General features: G+C 47.9%; 19 protein-coding genes. 7 read left to right on the top strand and 12 right to left on the bottom strand.

Annotation, left to right across the window (positions count from 1 at the left end; all coding sequences use genetic code 11):
• Positions 1–228 precede the first annotated feature (228 nt).
• The 4 genes from ACXX53_RS14605 to ACXX53_RS14590 form a co-directional block, all read right to left on the bottom strand.
• Positions 229–465, bottom strand: coding sequence for a hypothetical protein (locus ACXX53_RS14605; RefSeq protein ID WP_458569393.1), 237 nt, complete (start codon positions 463–465; stop codon positions 229–231).
• A gap of 40 nt (positions 466–505) precedes the next feature.
• The gene (locus tag ACXX53_RS14600; protein WP_458569392.1) at positions 506–964 is read right to left on the bottom strand and encodes a spore coat protein; all 459 of its coding nucleotides are present in this window, start codon (positions 962–964) and stop codon (positions 506–508) included.
• Between the two features lie 59 nt (positions 965–1,023).
• Positions 1,024–1,404, bottom strand: coding sequence for a spore coat protein (locus ACXX53_RS14595; RefSeq protein ID WP_458569391.1), 381 nt, complete (start codon positions 1,402–1,404; stop codon positions 1,024–1,026).
• 184 nt (positions 1,405–1,588) lie between these two features.
• Positions 1,589–2,116 carry a hypothetical protein gene (locus ACXX53_RS14590; RefSeq protein WP_458569390.1) on the bottom strand — a complete coding sequence of 176 codons (528 nt, stop codon included), beginning with the start codon at positions 2,114–2,116 and terminating at the stop codon, positions 1,589–1,591.
• Between the two features lie 261 nt (positions 2,117–2,377).
• On the opposite strand from ACXX53_RS14590, the gene ACXX53_RS14585 reads away from it, so the two are divergent.
• Together ACXX53_RS14585 and ACXX53_RS14580 are read left to right on the top strand one after the other, a co-directional pair.
• Positions 2,378–2,689 carry an antibiotic biosynthesis monooxygenase gene (locus ACXX53_RS14585; protein WP_458569389.1) on the top strand — a complete coding sequence of 104 codons (312 nt, stop codon included), beginning with the start codon at positions 2,378–2,380 and terminating at the stop codon, positions 2,687–2,689.
• A 96-nt stretch (positions 2,690–2,785) separates the two neighbouring features.
• Positions 2,786–3,580, top strand: coding sequence for an AAC(3) family N-acetyltransferase (locus ACXX53_RS14580; RefSeq protein WP_458569388.1), 795 nt, complete (start codon positions 2,786–2,788; stop codon positions 3,578–3,580).
• Between the two features lie 125 nt (positions 3,581–3,705).
• On the opposite strand, the gene ACXX53_RS14575 is transcribed toward ACXX53_RS14580, so the two are convergent.
• Positions 3,706–4,686: a Gfo/Idh/MocA family protein gene (locus tag ACXX53_RS14575; protein ID WP_458569387.1), complete on the bottom strand. Its 981-nt coding sequence runs from the start codon at positions 4,684–4,686 to the stop codon at positions 3,706–3,708.
• A gap of 522 nt (positions 4,687–5,208) precedes the next feature.
• Here ACXX53_RS14575 and ACXX53_RS14570 point away from each other — a divergent pair.
• The gene (locus ACXX53_RS14570; RefSeq protein WP_458569386.1) at positions 5,209–5,427 is read left to right on the top strand and encodes a cold-shock protein; all 219 of its coding nucleotides are present in this window, start codon (positions 5,209–5,211) and stop codon (positions 5,425–5,427) included.
• A gap of 85 nt (positions 5,428–5,512) precedes the next feature.
• On the opposite strand, the gene ACXX53_RS14565 is transcribed toward ACXX53_RS14570, so the two are convergent.
• Positions 5,513–5,959, bottom strand: coding sequence for a hypothetical protein (locus ACXX53_RS14565; protein WP_458569385.1), 447 nt, complete (start codon positions 5,957–5,959; stop codon positions 5,513–5,515).
• 112 nt (positions 5,960–6,071) lie between these two features.
• Between ACXX53_RS14565 and ACXX53_RS14560 the strand changes: the two genes are divergently transcribed.
• A complete protein-coding gene (locus ACXX53_RS14560) occupies positions 6,072–6,503 on the top strand; it encodes an EamA family transporter (RefSeq protein ID WP_458569384.1) in 432 nt (143 codons plus the stop codon).
• Positions 6,504–6,563: 60 nt separating this feature from the next.
• On the opposite strand, the gene ACXX53_RS14555 is transcribed toward ACXX53_RS14560, so the two are convergent.
• On the bottom strand, positions 6,564–7,481 hold the full coding sequence (locus ACXX53_RS14555) for a lipoate--protein ligase family protein (protein ID WP_458569383.1): 918 nt from the start codon (positions 7,479–7,481) through the stop codon (positions 6,564–6,566).
• A 711-nt stretch (positions 7,482–8,192) separates the two neighbouring features.
• The gene (locus ACXX53_RS14550; protein ID WP_458569382.1) at positions 8,193–9,485 is read right to left on the bottom strand and encodes an MFS transporter; all 1,293 of its coding nucleotides are present in this window, start codon (positions 9,483–9,485) and stop codon (positions 8,193–8,195) included.
• Between the two features lie 309 nt (positions 9,486–9,794).
• Between ACXX53_RS14550 and ACXX53_RS14545 the strand changes: the two genes are divergently transcribed.
• A complete protein-coding gene (locus tag ACXX53_RS14545; protein ID WP_458569381.1) occupies positions 9,795–10,985 on the top strand; it encodes an MFS transporter in 1,191 nt (396 codons plus the stop codon).
• 62 nt (positions 10,986–11,047) lie between these two features.
• On the opposite strand, the gene ACXX53_RS14540 is transcribed toward ACXX53_RS14545, so the two are convergent.
• On the bottom strand, positions 11,048–11,179 hold the full coding sequence (locus ACXX53_RS14540) for a DUF4023 domain-containing protein (protein WP_458569380.1): 132 nt from the start codon (positions 11,177–11,179) through the stop codon (positions 11,048–11,050).
• 211 nt (positions 11,180–11,390) lie between these two features.
• On the opposite strand from ACXX53_RS14540, the gene ACXX53_RS14535 reads away from it, so the two are divergent.
• Both ACXX53_RS14535 and ACXX53_RS14530 read left to right on the top strand, forming a co-directional pair.
• Positions 11,391–12,338: a 1,4-dihydroxy-2-naphthoate polyprenyltransferase gene (locus tag ACXX53_RS14535; RefSeq protein ID WP_458569379.1), complete on the top strand. Its 948-nt coding sequence runs from the start codon at positions 11,391–11,393 to the stop codon at positions 12,336–12,338.
• A gap of 122 nt (positions 12,339–12,460) precedes the next feature.
• Positions 12,461–12,979, top strand: coding sequence for a putative ABC transporter permease (locus tag ACXX53_RS14530; RefSeq protein ID WP_458569378.1), 519 nt, complete (start codon positions 12,461–12,463; stop codon positions 12,977–12,979).
• Between the two features lie 62 nt (positions 12,980–13,041).
• On the opposite strand, the gene ACXX53_RS14525 is transcribed toward ACXX53_RS14530, so the two are convergent.
• From ACXX53_RS14525 to ACXX53_RS14515, 3 genes are all read right to left on the bottom strand, one after another.
• The gene (locus ACXX53_RS14525; RefSeq protein WP_458569377.1) at positions 13,042–13,587 is read right to left on the bottom strand and encodes a GNAT family N-acetyltransferase; all 546 of its coding nucleotides are present in this window, start codon (positions 13,585–13,587) and stop codon (positions 13,042–13,044) included.
• A gap of 187 nt (positions 13,588–13,774) precedes the next feature.
• The gene (locus ACXX53_RS14520) at positions 13,775–15,040 is read right to left on the bottom strand and encodes a Glu/Leu/Phe/Val family dehydrogenase (RefSeq protein ID WP_458569376.1); all 1,266 of its coding nucleotides are present in this window, start codon (positions 15,038–15,040) and stop codon (positions 13,775–13,777) included.
• Between the two features lie 322 nt (positions 15,041–15,362).
• A complete protein-coding gene (locus ACXX53_RS14515; RefSeq protein ID WP_458569375.1) occupies positions 15,363–16,571 on the bottom strand; it encodes an MGDG synthase family glycosyltransferase in 1,209 nt (402 codons plus the stop codon).
• Positions 16,572–17,060 lie beyond the last annotated feature (489 nt).

The following is a 17,060-nucleotide window of genomic DNA, read 5'->3' as shown; positions in this document are numbered from 1 at the left end:
TGAAAAGCTTGGTATTGTGATAATTAGAACATATTATCCTCCTATGGAATACGCTGGATATAGATTAATAACCGTGGAAGATCGAATCGAATCAGCCCCTCTGCTTGTCTTGCTATAATTAGGGCGAACACGAATAGAAGCCCCGGCGGCTCTCGATCGGAGCGCTGGGGCTTCTGCTTATGATGAAGTATCTATATCAAATTCGGTTGCAGTGGCAGTGTGGATTGCTTATTTTCTTCCTAATTCATTAAGGAGCTTAAGCCATTGATCCATCGAAGCGTCTACTGCAGAGGATTGAGATGCTTTTTCGACGACTTCAGGAATATCATTAATTGGAGCGACAAGACGTTCTCTTTTCCGCTTAGCGCGGACACGACCGTACGAATTCATCATTTCTTCCAGCTTCTTCTCATTAAGAGCCTTCAATCGCTCTAATACGTCGTCCATTGACTTCAGATTATCCAATTCGATCCCTCCTCTCTAGGGAAGTAGGGTTCGGGCGGAATTATAGAACATCGATGCGAACGACAAGAGCAAGCAAGATCTGAAAGAGCACCTGAATGTTGACGGCAATGAACGTATCAGTCGTTGTGATAAAGACCTCTTTGGAGTTCTCGATAAGGATCTTCTGGCGATTTTCTTGATCAACACGAATCTTCTGCATCAGATCTTGCACTATAGCTTCAGCCCGTGTCGAGCTGCCGAGTGAAATGCTGATTACTGCGACCAAAGCAGCTTGCAATGCAGCTTGAATAGACACAGCTACTTTAGTATCCGTTGTACTAACCTCGACGTTGCAGGAGTCCTTGATCAAGATTAATTCTCGGGAAATTTGAGTATTGTCAATGCTTTGCTTCGCTTCTTGATTCACTGTCGCATGATCCATCGGATGCTTGCATTGACAATTGTCTGTAGCCGACCAATAGAATTCTTCTTCTTCTTCGCATTTTTCTTCTTTTCTCAACGTTGTACACCTCGCTTACATCTTTAGTATGGGGGTTGCGAATCTTTTAACTAGTAGGATTAGAGGATATCTATACGAATGACAAGCGCCAAAAGAATCTGCAACAGAGCCTGGATATTCAGTGACACATCTGTGTCTGTCGTAGAAACCGAAACGTTTGCGGAGCGTAAGATGACTGTTTTCTGGTGATTTTGCTGTTTTACATGGATCTTTTGCAGCAATTCTTGCGTTACAGCCTTGGCACGTTCACCATCAGCGATCGAAATGCTGACTACAATAGCGATAGCCGCTTGGAGAGCCACTTGTAGAGAAGCAGCCAGCTTCGTATCTGTAGATTGGACTTTAACACCGCACGAATCCTTAATATGAATCAATTCATGAGAACCTTGCCATGTATCGATAGATTGTTCTGCTTGTTGTTCTACATCTGGACCTTTCATAGGATCTCACCTCCTTTACTCTATTTCTATGTGCTGACAGAGGGGATGGTATAGACGAATTGGTTCCTAAATCCCTATATTTTGAATAATAGGGCTAATATAGCGCTGAGGCTTACAGACATAGACTATTGGTACTATGAATAAAAAAAGACGCCTAGCGGCGTCTTTATAGATGGGCGTTGAACTACCAATCTCTCTTGCGGCGGGGTTTAGGCTGTTCTTCTATTTTCGGCTCTGGACGTTTTTCCTTAGGCTGTGCCTTCGGCTGCATGAATTCTCGGTAGATTGCTTCCTCTTCCTCATCAAATCTTCTTGCTCTTGGCTTGCTTCTTTCTCGTTCTCTTCCTCGTTCTCGTTCTCTTTCTCTTTCTTTAGCTGGTGGAGGAGCGGCTTCTTTCTCTTTCTCTCTCCTTGCTTCTTCCTCTTGGATAGCAGCCTTTAGCTTCAGTTGGTTCACATACTCAATATTAGCCGGATCCAACGTCGCTTTTCGGATATTCTCCTCATTCTTCTTTTGCGCTTTCACGAAGCCGTCTACCTGCTTCGATAGATCGGTGACTAGATTGCGAAGCATCTGTCTCTCATGGTCCGGTAACGGCTCTGTGGGAGGAGCAGTGTCTGCCCCATTACGCTTGAAGGTGTCTAATATCAATAGATCGACTACACTGTTAGGTAGTATAAACTTACTATCTTTTTCTTTTTCTTCACTCAATGTAACCGTGCCTCCTATGTTTTTTTTGTAGACGATGTATTCCTGTGTACCAGACGGGTGTGTTTCTATGTGAATTATTCTATGTGCAGCCCTGACAAATGGTTTGGACGTAGATGGATTCACTACAGATATATTGAATATTTTGGATAAATATCACGTCATAACGTATAATAGAGAAGAACATGCATGTCCCTTCAGCGCTTACATCGTCTGAAAGTGGACTGATGCTCAGATCATTAGCAGAGAGATGGAGGCGAGACGATGTTAGTTGTAACGAATACCATTCGTGTTAAGGAAGGATATGGCCAACAAGTAGCTGCGCGCTTTGCTCAGGCGAAGGGTGTGCAGCAGATGCCGGGCTTTGTTCGGCTGGAAGTATGGCTAGGAGCTGGCAAGGAAGGCGAAGAAGAGTTGAAGGTATGTACACTATGGAAGGACGAAGCCTCCTTCCGGGCATGGACCTCATCTGATGCTTTCCGCGAATCGCATCGCGGGTCGGGAGATCTGAAGGAATACATGCTTGGTGCTGCACTGAATCAATATGAACTTGTCGTATCGCATCAAGCTGATTAATCTCAATATGGCTGTGCCCGTCTAAACAAAGTTTCAAATGGAGCATAATGATGTTAGTATGAAAGCGTACCATACCAGATATGGAGGGTGAGCTGCATGCATACGAAGCAGAGTCTATTAGCACAATTGAAGAGGATGGATATCCGTCCCCAAGGGACCTTACTCGTCCACTCTTCAATGAAGCAGATCGGAGACGTGGAAGGCGGAGCTGACACCGTGTTGGATGCTTTATCAGAGTATATGAAGGATGGGTTACTGGTCCTCCCAACGCATACGTGGTCTACTATAAATGCGGATAACCCGCGCTATTACGTTGAGGACACTCCTGTCTGCGTTGGTATTCTGCCAGAACTGTTTCGCAAGCGTTCAGGTGTAGTGCGTTCGTGGCATCCTACTCATTCGGTAGCTGCATTAGGTGAAGATGCCGTATCCTTTGTAACGGGGGACGAACGGTTTGATACACCGGTTGCTCGCGGCTCTGCTTGGGGCAAGCTGTTGGATCGAGAAGCGCAGATTCTGCTTGCAGGTGTAGACTTGACGCGAAATACCATTATTCATGGCATTGAGGAATGGGAAGACATCCCCGGTCGTTTGACGGAAGACCACGAGAGGTTGATTACGGTGCTGCCTGATGGAACAGAGATTCAAGTTCCTTCACGCCGTCATTCTCTTTCCTCGCACCATTACTTTGGTAAGCTAGAAGAGCTGCTGGAGAGCAGAGGAGCGATTCAGCGAGGCAGATTCGGCGATTCCGATGTATGGATATGTGAAACAGTATGGATGACGGAGCTCATATCGCGATTATTGGAGCTTGATCCAGATCTGTTCTCGAATTCAGAGCCTCTGAAGGAAGAGCTGATCACCCGATTTCGTGTGCCAAATGAATACTAACAACAGAACTGCTGTCATACAGCGCTATTACATACGATGTGAAGACGGCGCAGTCTCTTATAGAACAAGACCCGGTCCCTATATGAGGGATCGGGTCTATTGCTGTATATGCAGCTCAGTCAGGATCAATCGCGCGGATAGACCAGCCCGATCTGGCGACGAGCTTCTTGCATAATGCGCGTCGTCTCTAATGACACCGCGTGAGGGACAAGCGGCGCTTCAGTCAGCCCTTGTTCGACCGAGTTTGCAAAGTGTTGAATTTCATAAGCCATAATAGGAAGTTCACAAGTATAATCCAGTATCTGCGGCTCTTTGCCTCTTAGATGCAGCACAAGCTGTTGCGGGGTAGAGATTCGATCGATCAGTATGGTGCCTTGTTCGCCTTGAATCTCACTCGGCAGATAGGAATCTGTGATCTTAGAATGGGAGATGAGCGCATCCATCTCCGGATAGCTTAGCGTGAGCAGGCCGCTGCCGTCTACACCAGTAGATAGTGTATAGCCTTTCGCGTGAATATTCGCGGGAGCGCCAAATAAAGCCACTAACGGATGGACGCAATATACGCCAATATCCATCAATGAACCATTGCCGAGCTCAGGCTTAAAGGCGTTCATCACCTCTCCTCGTTTAAAGGCATCGTAACGAGAAGAGTACTGGCAGTAAGAGAATACAGCCCGGCGAACCGGGCCTATGCTCTCTATAAGAGAGCGGAGTTCTGCCATCGCCGGCAGGCAAGCGGGCTTCATCGCTTCCATCAGCAGCACTCCATGCTGCTTGGCAGCGGCAATTAATTGCTGAAGCTCACGAACATTTGTTGTGATCGGCTTCTCGCACAATACATGCTTGCCATGGCGCAGAAACAGCATCGCTTGCGGCGCATGCACAATGTTGGGAGTAGCGATATAGATGGCATCCAGCTCGGGGTCGGATGCGAAAGTGTCCAAATCGGTATAAGTCCGTGCAATCGCATGTTTGTGGGCAAATGAAGCAGCAGTGTCATTCAAGCGTGAATATACCGCTGCAATTCGAACATTGTCGACAGCTGCCGCCGCTTTAACGAATTCATCAGCAATCTTATTCGTACCAATCATTCCAAAACGAATCATAGAGGTTCCCGCCTTTTATGTACTTTTATGTAGGATGTTGTTATTGATTATACCAGAGTATGAGGTCAGGAAGGCATATCGATCTGATCAAGGCTCTACATCACGTTGCCCCAAATGGTGCTGTCGCATTCAGGCAGCCATATTTCTACATGGTTCATCACGTAAATAAAATATGTGAAAATATATGAGAACACTCATATTATTAATGGTGAAGCCTGCTATAGTTGTAATTAGCGTTTTTTGCCAACTCACTTTATTGTACAGGTTCTGAAAAGGCCAACCTTTTTCGGAAAATATAGGGTATAATAAGATGTTGAGGGACTATGTAATAGTAGGTTCCGTTCATTTTTGAGGTGTTAGTCATAATTAGGCGGCACTGTAAATAAAATGTAATGTTGCGGGTCATAATATCGCTTATGGACCGTAAGCATGGTTTGGTATCTGCAAGCGCACATAAACAGCTTACGGCTTGTCGCATGATGAGTACAGTATGCTTGTTAAGGGATTGTAGGAGGGACTGTCATGTATAATCGAAAAAATGCGGTAGAGGATATCCCCGAAGTGAGTACTGCGATATGGTCATGTGAAACAGATACATGCAAGGGCTGGATGAGAGATAATTTCTCATTCCAGGAAGAACCCACTTGTCCGTTATGCAACTCGCCGATGATTAAGGGAGAAAAGATGCTGCCGGTACTCGTCAATTATAGTGATCTGAAGACTCACCAGAAAAGCGAATAAGCGTCGCAAGGGGTTATGTTGCGGACAAGCGATTATTTGATCGCTGCCAATAAGAAATAAGGGCGCGACCCACGGGTCGCCGCCCTTAATTTCGTTTTCGGCCTTGTACAGTGAAAGTATCGTCTTTACGTGGGAATGCTCGCGGCGCTTGCTTGATCTGATGCGTGACCTGATCCACCTCGTACCCTTCTTTGATGTATAGATCCGTTACTTCCATCTTGAACTTGTATGCACACTCGGTGCATAAATAGCCGCGTTTTATTTCAATTTCACAAAAATAGCAGGGATATGTGAGATTAGGATAATCATACACGTACAACTTACCTTCGTTTATATAGTAAATTAGCTTCTTCACCGGAACTTCAGTCGCTTCACTGAGCTCGACGAGCGTGCTATCAGGGTGAGCCCGCAGATAGGCGGAGCAGCGTTCTAGTTCTGTACGGATAAAGACAACGCAATCTGGACAGTAATTGGAATACGTAATCTGAAATACTTTCTTGCATCTCTCACAATGACCCACATTTAAGTTCACAGCTTCTGCACCTCGTGGAATGATCTAGTAATTTTATATAGTTTAAGTATACAACATATTTCGGACAAGTTTGTCTCTATTTTAGCTTTTGATCAGAAGAGGTGACGATATTATGCCAAGTTGGCTGTTGTATGCCTTGTTATCTGCTGTTATGGCCGCGATGGTATCCATATTCGGCAAGCTGGGTTTGAAGGGGGTCGATCCGAATACGGCGACGACGATTCGATCTGTGATTATGATGTTGTTCTTGTTCGGTGTACTGACCTTTCAAGGCAAGCTGGCGCAGATCGGTGATGTGCTCGCCAATAAGAAAGCTATGCTGTTCATCGTTCTTAGCGGCGTTGCGGGTGCGTTATCGTGGCTGTTTTACTTTATGGCGATCCAGAAGGGGGATGTGTCCAAGGTAGCTCCGATCGATAAGCTCAGCGTCGTACTGGCTGTTGGCTTTGCTCTGTTGTTTTTGGGCGAGAAGCTATCTTTCTGGGGATACATCGGTGTTGGCCTAATTGCGGTGGGCGTGCTGATCACGGCGATTGCTGCATAAGTCTTATAAGACACGACCCTGCTTCTAGTTGAGCTAGAGGCAGGGTCGTATCATTTATGTCTATTCACTCGGCGATATGCCGTAGCGGCTGCGCAGCTTAGCAGCAGTTTCGCGCACCTGCGCGGGTTCGGGCAGCCAGAGGCTGGCGGCGGCAGCGGCTATGCCCTCTGCGGTCTGCCGCGCGTGTATGACACGCTTGACCGCGTCGGCGAAAAGGCGCGCGGCGTCGGGGCCGAGCCCGATCAGCTCGTCCAAGCTGGCGGTGCTGCCTTCCGTCACCAGCGGGTGACTGCCCGCTGTGCTTGGCTGCACCTCGAGCTGCTCCGCGGCGCTTGCGTTGGCAGCACTGGCCGCGTTATGCGCCTCTGCCGCAGTGCCTTGGCTGCTCTCACTCGCCGCTCGGTCATAGAAGTCGCGCACCAACCGTGCGCTGTCCCGACCCGAGCCGCTGCAGACCACAAAGGCCTGCACGATGAACGCATGCGACTGACGTCGCTGGGCGATTCCACAGAACTTCAGGCCGTTTATGCTTAGATCGTAATCGCCGGGGCAATACGCGCCTGCGATCTCACCCTTATCCACCTCACGGCCTGTTTCTTCTAAGGCCGCCCGAATAAGCTGATACATCCGCTCGAAGTCGCGATGAAAATGAAGATCCCCCTGGCTCGTCTTGGGCAGGATGAGCGACAGGTTGACTACGCCTAGGTCAAGCGGGACGGCGGCGCCGCCAGAGCTGCGCACCGCCGTTTCATAGCCGAGCGACTGCAGCCATTGCTCGGCTTCGGCGGCGCGAGGCAGGCGGCTGTCGCGCTGCCCCATGACGAAAGCGCGCGGATGCCGCCAGAGATGGCAGATCGCGGGTCCGCCTTGACCAGTCCGGCGGCACAGCATTTCATCTAGGGCAAATGGATACAGCACATCCTTTTCCGTGAGTTCATTTGTGCGATCCAGTACCAACATACCCTCATCATGTTCCATGGTTATGCTCCTCCGTAAATCATTTCAGTTGCCAACATGGTAGCACGTTAGAACTTAACCCACAACATGGGACTATCTCTCTCTCGGTTCCGTAACGGGAAAAACCCAGTAATCTCACGCGCAACACACCGCACCACAGCAACCATAACTCTGTAACAGGTAATTACCCCGTTACCGCCTCCACTGAGATTACCATTCCGGCTGTAACGGGCAAAAACCCGGTAATATCACGCACAACACGCCGCAACACAGCCGCCATAACTCTGTAACAGGTAATTACCCCGTTACCGCCCCAATTGAGCACACTATTCCGGCTGTAACGGGTAAAAACCCAGTTATCTCATGCACCATACGCCGTACCTAAGCCGCCATAGCTCTGTAACAGGCAATTACCCCGTTACCGCCCCAATTGAGCTCACCATTCCGGCTGTAACGGGCTAAAACCCAGTAATCTCAAGCGCACCACGCCGCACTACAGCCGCCATAACTCTGTAACAGGTAATTACCCCGTTACCGCCCTCACCAGGCTCACTATTCTGGCTGTAACGGGCTAAAACCCAGTAATCTCACGCGCAACAAACAGCACCCATAGAGTGCCTCTCATCAAAATAGCCCTTATTCAGTAACTCTCCCCCAGAATACAAGGGGGAGCATTGAATAAGGGCAACCACCATAGAAGCAGCACACGCTAGAACGATTGGCTTTGCGCCGCTATTTCGGGACACTCACTGGTCCCACAGATTTTCCACCTGTCGCTCTTGTACACACTCCAGGTTCAGATTCTGCACCTGACGCTCTCGTACCCACCCCAGGTGCAGAGCCGGCGACAAACGCCTCCGCGCCTGGCTCGATGATAGAACCCGCAGATCTGCGGCTAAGCGAATAGGCGGCGCAGCCCAGCGCGGTCAAGGCGATTAAGCCGCCGACCCACGGGTTGTTCGCTACCGAGCTCTGCTTGATAACGACGCTGCCGATAAGCGATCCACCTGCAATGCCTAGGTGCATCATGGATGAATTCAAGCTTAGCTGAATGTCAGCCGTATCCGGCGCGATCTTCATCAGATACGTCTGCATTGCGGGCGAGAGCGACCAACTGAGCGCGCCCCATAGCATCATGAAGACGAGAAATACGTAGAACGACGCTTGCGAAGCAAGCATCAGAGAGAACATCGACATGGAGAAGCAGGTGACGATCACAATAATCGATCGTGCCGCTCCCCAACGGTCGGACACCCAGCCGCCAATACCGCCGCCAAGTACGGCCGCGATTCCGAACAGGAAGTATACCACGCTCATCATACTAGGAGTGATGCTGAAGGTGGCCTCCACATATGGCGTCAGATAAGCGTACAATGTCAGATGACCGGTTAGCATTAATAAGCCGATAAGCTGCGCGCTTATAATCTTCTTATCTTTCAACGTCGCTAGCTGCTTCCGCAGCGGCACGACCGGGTTAGGCGCGGTAGGCTTCAGCATCACCGCGATGCCGATCATAGCCAGCAGGCTGAGGAAGGCGATGACGAGAAATGGCGCACGCCAGCCATACGCATTGCCAATGACCATGCCGATGGGCACGCCCAGTACGAGCGAGCCGCTGATGCCCATATAGATGATACCGATAGCCCTTCCTTTATGGGAAGCAGGTACAAGCTGCGCAGCCATCGTAATGGACAACACAACGATGACAGATCCGCTCATGGCGGATAAGGCGCGGGCTGACAGGATCAGCATATAGCTTGAGGTAAATGCGACGAGCAAGTTGGATAGCAAGAATAGAGCTAGGGCGTATAGATACAGCCGCTTCCGATCCATTCTAGAAGTCAGATTCATGATGATCGGACCCGTTACAGCGAAGGAGATCGAGAAGATCGTGATGAACAGACCTGCTGAGCTGACTGTGATGTTGAGGTCCTCTGCGATCAGATTCAGAATCCCGCCAACGATCAATTCGACCATCCCGACCACGAAGGCCGCGATAGCCAGTATAAATACACGAATATTCAAATAAACACATCCTTAGTGCAAAAAAAAGATATTGCCATTATAGTAGCCTCTTCCTAGTTATGCAACTAAGTTGTTGAATAATGTTTACCCGCGCATGGGTGGGTAAAAATTCCGCGCTGTTCTAAAGCAAGCCCTTTGCTGGCGATGTTGTGTTCATAACGTGTGGTTAGACGCGAAGAAGGTTGACAGTCATTTTTTGGTAAACATATAATCGCTATAGCAACTATTTATGGGGGGATAACATGAATCCTGAACCATCGCTCGGCTTTATGATCCATCATGCAGGACGCTCGAGCAGGGGAGCGTATCATGAGTAATCAAACGTCTTTGTGGACTCGTCATTTTATAGCCGCATGCCTGAGCAATTTCTTTATGTTTATAAGCCACTACATTCTGATCGTTACATTACCGATCTTTGTCATGGACAGTTTGCACGGCGGACAAGAGCAGGTGGGCATGATTATGACAACCTTTGTGTTAACTACTGTCATCTTTCGTCCTTTAGCTGGAAAATGGTTGGATGATCGCGACAAGAAGAAAATATTGATGATCGGACTTGGTGTATACTTAGTCTGTATGATATTATACTCATTTGTTCACAGTTACACGGTAATGCTCGCTCTTCGTTTGGTTCACGGCATTGGCTTCGGTATTGCGGCGACCGCAACAGGAGCCATCGCGACCGATCTTGTTCCAACGCAGCGCAAGGGTGAGGGCATTGGTTACTTTGGTCTCTTTATGAGTCTGGCGATGGTCATTGGTCCGTTCGTGGGGCTTACGATTATACAGCATTACAACAGTGGCGTCATGTTCATGGTATGTATCCTGTTCACTGCATTGTCCTTCATAAGCGCCCTTATGGTGAAGCCGGCTGCGTCTAATGTGCATCAGAAGTTGATCGAGCCTGCCACAGGTTGGAGAAAGTTTATTGAGCCAAATGCAGTGTCCATTGCTATAGCAGGGGGGTTAGTGGCCTTTGCTTACAGCGGTATAACCGCATATGTATCCGTTTATGCGAAGGAACTGGGGTTAAGCGCTGCTTCAAGCTATTTCTTCATGGTGTTTGCACTGCTGATTGTCCTCTCAAGGCCATTCACGGGGAAAATGTTTGACCGCAGGGGTCCCCATGTTCTTGTATATCCCGGTGTTCTGTTATTTGCATTGGGGATTATAGGATTGGGCCAGATGAACTCGGCATTCATGCTATTGGCATTAGCGGCATTGCTCGGTCTCGGATATGGAGCCATACTGCCGAGCTTTCAGACGATTGCGGTTAAGTCATCACCGCCGAACCGAACTGGGCTTGCGACTGCAACCTACTTCCTATTCTTTGACATTGGCTTCGGCATAGGTTCGATGGTGTTGGGGACGATTGCTTCTGCATCGGGTTACAGAATGATGTATGTACTAGCGGGGATTGTTGTTCTATTCGCTGCTCCAATTTACTATTGGTTCAACCACCGCCGTCGTTCCCATAATGCGCTTCAACATGCGGGGTAACCGTATATGCGTGAGTATGACAAGAGGCCGCCACGATCACAGCGATCGCGACGGTCTTTATATTATTTATTGGTGCTCTTCTGCTTGCCTGGCAGTCTGTGTGAGGGTGTTCCCTTTCCATAATGCTTCTGGTTAAGCTCTTGCTTGTGCTGTGTATCATGCACCTTATCAACAAATTCACGGGTACTGTCCATGGGCGCCTCCTTTTCATGTACTCGCATATTCTTAGTTCATTCTTAGAATAACCAGTAAGTTCTCATATCATGAGTTTGGTCGGCGTCCTGCACCACACTTTCGTAGCAGTTGAGCGGCTTGCAGCCCAATACCATCTGGCTGATGTATGTATGAAACGAAGGATAACTTCAGATATTAACCATTAACTTACAGTAGGGGAGAGGAATGACCGTGACTTTTAGAAGCTTTCTGCAGTTGGTTGAGATCAAAACGAAAGCCGCCAGCATCATTCCGTTTCTTATCGGAAGCTTGTACGCGATGCTGCGGTTTCATGACTTTCAGGCAGGAAATTTTATACTAATGTTCGTATCGCTGCTTTCCTTCGATATGATGACCACAGCGTTGAACAACTATTTTGATTATAAGCGAGCAATAGAAACCAAAGGCTACGGTTATGTTGTCCATAACGCCATAGTTAAGCATCAAATAAAGGAAAGCACAGTATTGGCGACCATCATCTTCTTATTTGTGCTGGCGACAAGTGCTGGCATCTTGCTGTATCTGAACACCAGTCTGCTCGTGCTGCTGCTTGGCGGGCTTTCATTTATGGTAGGCATCCTGTATTCGTTTGGTCCTATCGCGATCTCGCGGATGCCGCTTGGCGAGCTGTTCTCCGGATTGTTTATGGGATTCGGCATCATATTTATCTCTGCCTTCATCCATCTTAGACCCGAACATATGATGGTATTGATATATCAACATGGATTCGTACATATCTTCATGAACTTGAAGGAAATAGTGCTCATCTTCCTTATCTCCATACCGGCTATAATCGGCATTGCAAATATCATGCTAGCTAACAACATATGCGACATGGACGAGGATATCTTGAACAAACGATACACTCTCCCGATCTATATCGGCAAAGCAAATGCCCTGCGCTTGTTCCGAGTGAGCTACATTGTTTCCTACTTGGACTTGGCGGTGTATCTGTATTTGCAGGTTTACCCGTTGCTGCTCATCCTTCCTCTGCTGACGGTAATTCCCGTATGGAAGAATGTGAATCAGTTCATGGAGAAGCAGACAAAGGCAGAGACGTTTGTACTGGCTGTAAGGAGCTTTATAATTACGAACGCAGCCCGCATTGCGCTGCTCCTTATTGCTATTCTAGTTAGCTAGACGATGGGGCATGATAGCGATCCGATCCTCAGGTGAAGGACGTGAATGAATAATTACAGCGGGCTAGCACAAAACTACAGAACATATGAACATACCCATTCAAAAATGAAGGTGGTCGTAATATGACAGGGTCGGCGCTGTTCTTTTATTTCATGGTATATGCATGTGGGGGCTGGCTGCTGGAGCAGGCGTACTGCAAATGGACGACAGGGGCGTACAAACAGGAGGGCTTCTTGCTGGGGCCGTTCAAGCCGATGTACGGTATCGCGCCAATGCTGCTGATTATGGCATCGGATGCTGGGGTGTCCTGGTGGGGGATGCTTCTGCTCAGCTTCTTCATTCCTTCGCTTGTAGAATATGTCAGTGGGCTTATGCTCGATAAGATGTTCTACAAACGCTATTGGGACTATTCCGACTATCGGTTCCAGATGAGAGGATACGTTTGTCTAAGATTCTCGTTGTACTGGCTGCTGTTGTCGGTAGGTGTCCTGTACATCTTGCATCCTGCTGTTGCCGCTTTCTACGGAAGGATTGAACCAGCTTGGCTTCGCATGGAACCGGTGATAATCATGTATATGGTGGGGGATATAGGGAGTACGCTTCTTCATCGTCGATCAAGCCGAGCCGCAGACTTGACCTGATTCAACGATGAAGAGACGTGGGTGACATCAACGGGAGAACGCATATGTACCGCCGCATATCGTTAGCTCTGATGTGCGGCGCTCGCTTTCTCGAATAGATGAAACCCTTTTACAGCACCTTTATGCTCATAACCAGCTCCGCTATAGAAACGGAACAACGTATTATTGCTTTCGATGCAGTCTAGACGAATCTGCGGCTTGCCTTCGATGCGGATGCCGCTCTCGATCCACTGCATGACGGAGTTGCCCAGACCTTGACCCGCATAATCTCGGTTAATCGCCAGACGATGGACGTAGAAGGATGGATCATGTCCGTCATCTCCCCATAAGTCCAGATCCCAAGGACTTGGTTCTGTTAATAGGATGACCATGGCTGCTACGATATTGCCGTCCTTAAACATGAATACGTCACCGTGCTTAATGGCGTCGCCGGTCCCGTGGACATCGTGTCCGTCTAGAAGCGCGCTCCATTGGGTAGAGCCTTTACTCTTCAGCCATCTCGCAGTATTCGTGAGGAGCTCCACAATATCGGACGTATCGTCTGGCGTTGCTTGATGAACCTCTAATCCATTGTCTAGCTGCTGCTCGATTAAGGTATAAGTTCTCATGAAATCATCCCTCCTTTAGATCTATTCCCAGTTATAACGGAAGAAGCGCGGAAAGACAAGCGCGTTCCGAATGCGGTACGGATGACCGCGCGTATCGGCTCTATATACAGAAGTGCGAAGAATCCTCCATACTGTTAAGGATCCTTCGCACTTTCACATGCTGTATACCGATTATAAGGCTTCTATTTTATACCCAACCGCGAGCTGTCATCGCGTCTGTTACACGCTTGATTGAGATCATGTATGCAGCTGTGCGCAGATCCGTATCATATGCCGCAGCCATATCACGAACAGCTTCACAAGATCTAATCATGTTAGCTCTTAGCTTCTCAAGCACTTCTTCTTCAGACCAGTAGTAGTTGTGCAAGTTCTGTACCCACTCGAAGTAAGATACTGTAACGCCGCCCGCATTAGCTAAGATATCAGGAATAACGGTGATGCCGTTATTGATCAAGATAACGTCAGCTTCAGGTGTAGTTGGACCGTTAGCAGCCTCTGCGATGATGTTAGCTTTGATATTTCCAGCGTTCTCTTTCGTGATGACATTCTCAAGTGCTGCTGGAATCAAGATATCAACAGGAAGCTCTAACAGCTCGCTGTTGCTAATGATATATTGAGGGCCGTAGTCTGTAAGCTCGGAGTGATCTTTCAGCTGCTCAGCGCGGCTAACATCCAAGCCGTTCGGATCGTAGATTCCGCCGCGGGAATCGCTGACTGCTACGATCTTAGCTCCCATGTCATTCAAGAGGCGAGCAGCGATGCGGCCTGCGTTGCCGAAGCCTTGGATCGCAACCGTTGCACCTTCGATTGGGAGGCCTTTATCAGCCATTGCACATTCAATAGCATAAACGCAGCCTTGTGCTGTAGCAGCGTTGCGTCCGAGCGATCCGCCGATAATAAGCGGCTTGCCGGTGATAACGCCTGGTGAATAATGTCCTTTCAAACGGCTGTAAGTGTCCATCATCCAGCCCATGATTTGCGGAGTGGTATAAACGTCTGGAGCGGGGATATCCTTCTCCGGACCTACAATATCTGCTATAGCTTCCATGAATGCCCGACTAACGCGTTCTAGCTCTGCTTTGCTAAATTCTCTAGGGTCGCAAATAACGCCGCCTTTGCCGCCGCCGTAAGGGAGGCCAACAACTCCGCACTTGAAGGTCATCCACATGGATAATGCTTTAACTTCGTCGAGAGTAACGCCTGGATGGAAACGAATACCGCCTTTAGTAGGACCGATTGCATTGTTATGTTGGGAGCGGAAGCCTTCGAATACGCGAACTGAACCATCGTCCATACGCACAGGGAAGCTGACAGACAGTACACGCTTAGGTTTCTTTAGTATCTCTGTCACATGCTGAGGCAGTTGTAGCTTTGCCGCTGCAGCGTCCACCTGACGTTGTGCATTTAAATAAGGGTTCAACGAATCATCTGTAATTGTTTTATGTTGTATCATATCCACTCACCTATCCTTCTAAATTGGTACAAAACGCTTGCTAATTATTATAAAGAGATGATCGACATTTTAAAATGACTTTTGTGTATTTTATGTATAAAAATCACAAAATACACTGATAAAAAAAATCCATGGGGTGCCTGAAACACTAGGATATTAGTCGTAAATAATGGTAAATATCATTATGCAAGCGTATACATTGGTATGAGGATTTATTCATGCATAGAAATTATGGGTAAACGTGTAAATACTGAAAAAAATACAAAAAGTCCGGTTCTCATCGAGTGCGTAACTCAACGAGACCGGAACTTGATATGGCTAGTTAGCCTACCGTGCGTCGGAACCAAGATGGAGCTGTTCGCATAGCAGGTGCTGGCAAGCATTTCAACTGCATGATGACATCGATTGGATCTTGCTCGGTGCCTGATTGCTCTTGTTGTACAGCTTGACGCATCTCTTTCAACAGCTCAGGTTGTGCTGTGAAGCGGGACAAGCATTTAAGCAAGGATGGAACATCTTCTGCTACGCTGGCAAGTCCAGTCTTCAGCAGATAGGTGATGTTATCCTGCTCTTGACCAGGCAACGGTTTATAAATGATGAGCGGCAAGTGCTGGGCAATTGCTTCCGCAGTCGTAACACCGCCTGATTTCGTAATCATAACATCAGCCATCGCCATATACTCATGTATATTATCGATGTATCCTTTAATATGCACGTTGAGCGACACCTTCTCGCTCCAATGCTGGAGCTCACGCTGGAGCTTGTCGTTATGGCCGCACACGACGACGACCTGCAGGTCTTTAGCCCAAGCTGCGGATTCCAAAGCGTGTAATATAGCTGGATCCAGCAAGCCGCAGCCGCCTCCCATGAGAAGGACAGTCAACTTCTCTGTGTGAAGACCGTGCTGAACACGAAGTTCCTCTTTGTTATAAGTATTATAGAAGGCAGGCCGCACCGGAATTCCGGTAACCACGATCTTGCTGCTGCGTATTCCCTGATTCTCAAGCATCTGCCTAGCATGCTCGGATCCGACCAAGTACATATCTGTATATGGATGCAGCCAGAAGCTGTGATCCGTATGATCGGTAATGACTGTCGCTGTCGGACAATTAATGATGCGGCGCTCTTTCAGTTTAGAGATCGCAGCGCTTGCGGCTGGAAATGTGCTTACAACGATAGTTGGATCTGTCTCGCGAATGAGCTTAGCCAGCGGGCGCAAGCTTGTCAGGCGCACGTTCTTGATGAATTGCGCCAGCTTGCGATCTTTCCGCATCCATTCGAAGAGTGTGCCGTACATCCCAGGGAAATGCTTGAGCCACTGTACGAAACAGTAGGAGCCTACCATGTGAAGGTGAGGTGCCATCTGTTCCAGATAATTTACAATTTGAACCTCTATATGATTGCCGTAACGTTTGCGCATTAATTCCTCGATTGCACTAGCAGCTTGTACATGACCATGCCCGAGTGAACCGGTCAGTACCAGTACTTTGGTTCTGTGAGTCTTGTCTGTTTGCGTCGTCCACCCGAACATACTCCACTCTCTCCTTGTGTTGTGTCTTTTGTTTAATCGTCAAGTCTGCATGGCTTATACTCTCATTTTATGAAATGGATGACTGTGGCAAAACCGACCCTGGATTGGTATTCGAACTAGACTTTCGTCGAGTACTTTCCGGTGAAGTTGTTACATAGATGGAGAGCAGGTATAGATGGAAGGGAATAATTTCAACGGGTATATAGGAAGAGATGCGCCAATATTTACAGGTGTCGTCAAGGCTATTGAAAGCATTGAGGGTAGCTAGTCGGTTGATACACTTTGTAACCACATCTTGAAAGCCATGCTTATCTGTATCTATTATATAGAGGAATGATGAAATGTAAACCTATTTATGGAAAAATGGTATAATAGAACCCATTTTACAGAATACGCTTGACATCAGACACTATTACAAAAGTTAAAAGGCGTCGCAAGTTAAACGCAAGTACAATTGTGATACAATTCACCTACATTTTCAACAAACTT

The organism is Paenibacillus marinisediminis (assembly GCF_054343325.1).
This window is presented reverse-complemented; position numbering and strand designations above follow the sequence as displayed.

Excerpts from the sequence above, each read along its gene's own strand:
- ACXX53_RS14530 (WP_458569378.1), top strand. The coding sequence starts at position 12,461 with ATGACAGGGTCGGCGCTGTTCTTTTATTTCATGGTATATGCATGTGGG.
- ACXX53_RS14540 (WP_458569380.1), bottom strand. The coding sequence starts at position 11,179 with ATGGACAGTACCCGTGAATTTGTTGATAAGGTGCATGATACACAGCAC.
- ACXX53_RS14575 (WP_458569387.1), bottom strand. The coding sequence starts at position 4,686 with ATGATTCGTTTTGGAATGATTGGTACGAATAAGATTGCTGATGAATTC.
- ACXX53_RS14560 (WP_458569384.1), top strand. The coding sequence starts at position 6,072 with ATGCCAAGTTGGCTGTTGTATGCCTTGTTATCTGCTGTTATGGCCGCG.
- ACXX53_RS14545 (WP_458569381.1), top strand. The coding sequence starts at position 9,795 with ATGAGTAATCAAACGTCTTTGTGGACTCGTCATTTTATAGCCGCATGC.
- ACXX53_RS14585 (WP_458569389.1), top strand. The coding sequence starts at position 2,378 with ATGTTAGTTGTAACGAATACCATTCGTGTTAAGGAAGGATATGGCCAA.
- ACXX53_RS14525 (WP_458569377.1), bottom strand. The coding sequence starts at position 13,587 with ATGAGAACTTATACCTTAATCGAGCAGCAGCTAGACAATGGATTAGAG.
- ACXX53_RS14520 (WP_458569376.1), bottom strand. The coding sequence starts at position 15,040 with ATGATACAACATAAAACAATTACAGATGATTCGTTGAACCCTTATTTA.
- ACXX53_RS14515 (WP_458569375.1), bottom strand. The coding sequence starts at position 16,571 with ATGTTCGGGTGGACGACGCAAACAGACAAGACTCACAGAACCAAAGTA.
- ACXX53_RS14580 (WP_458569388.1), top strand. The coding sequence starts at position 2,786 with ATGCATACGAAGCAGAGTCTATTAGCACAATTGAAGAGGATGGATATC.
- ACXX53_RS14570 (WP_458569386.1), top strand. The coding sequence starts at position 5,209 with ATGTATAATCGAAAAAATGCGGTAGAGGATATCCCCGAAGTGAGTACT.
- ACXX53_RS14595 (WP_458569391.1), bottom strand. The coding sequence starts at position 1,404 with ATGAAAGGTCCAGATGTAGAACAACAAGCAGAACAATCTATCGATACA.
- ACXX53_RS14555 (WP_458569383.1), bottom strand. The coding sequence starts at position 7,481 with ATGGAACATGATGAGGGTATGTTGGTACTGGATCGCACAAATGAACTC.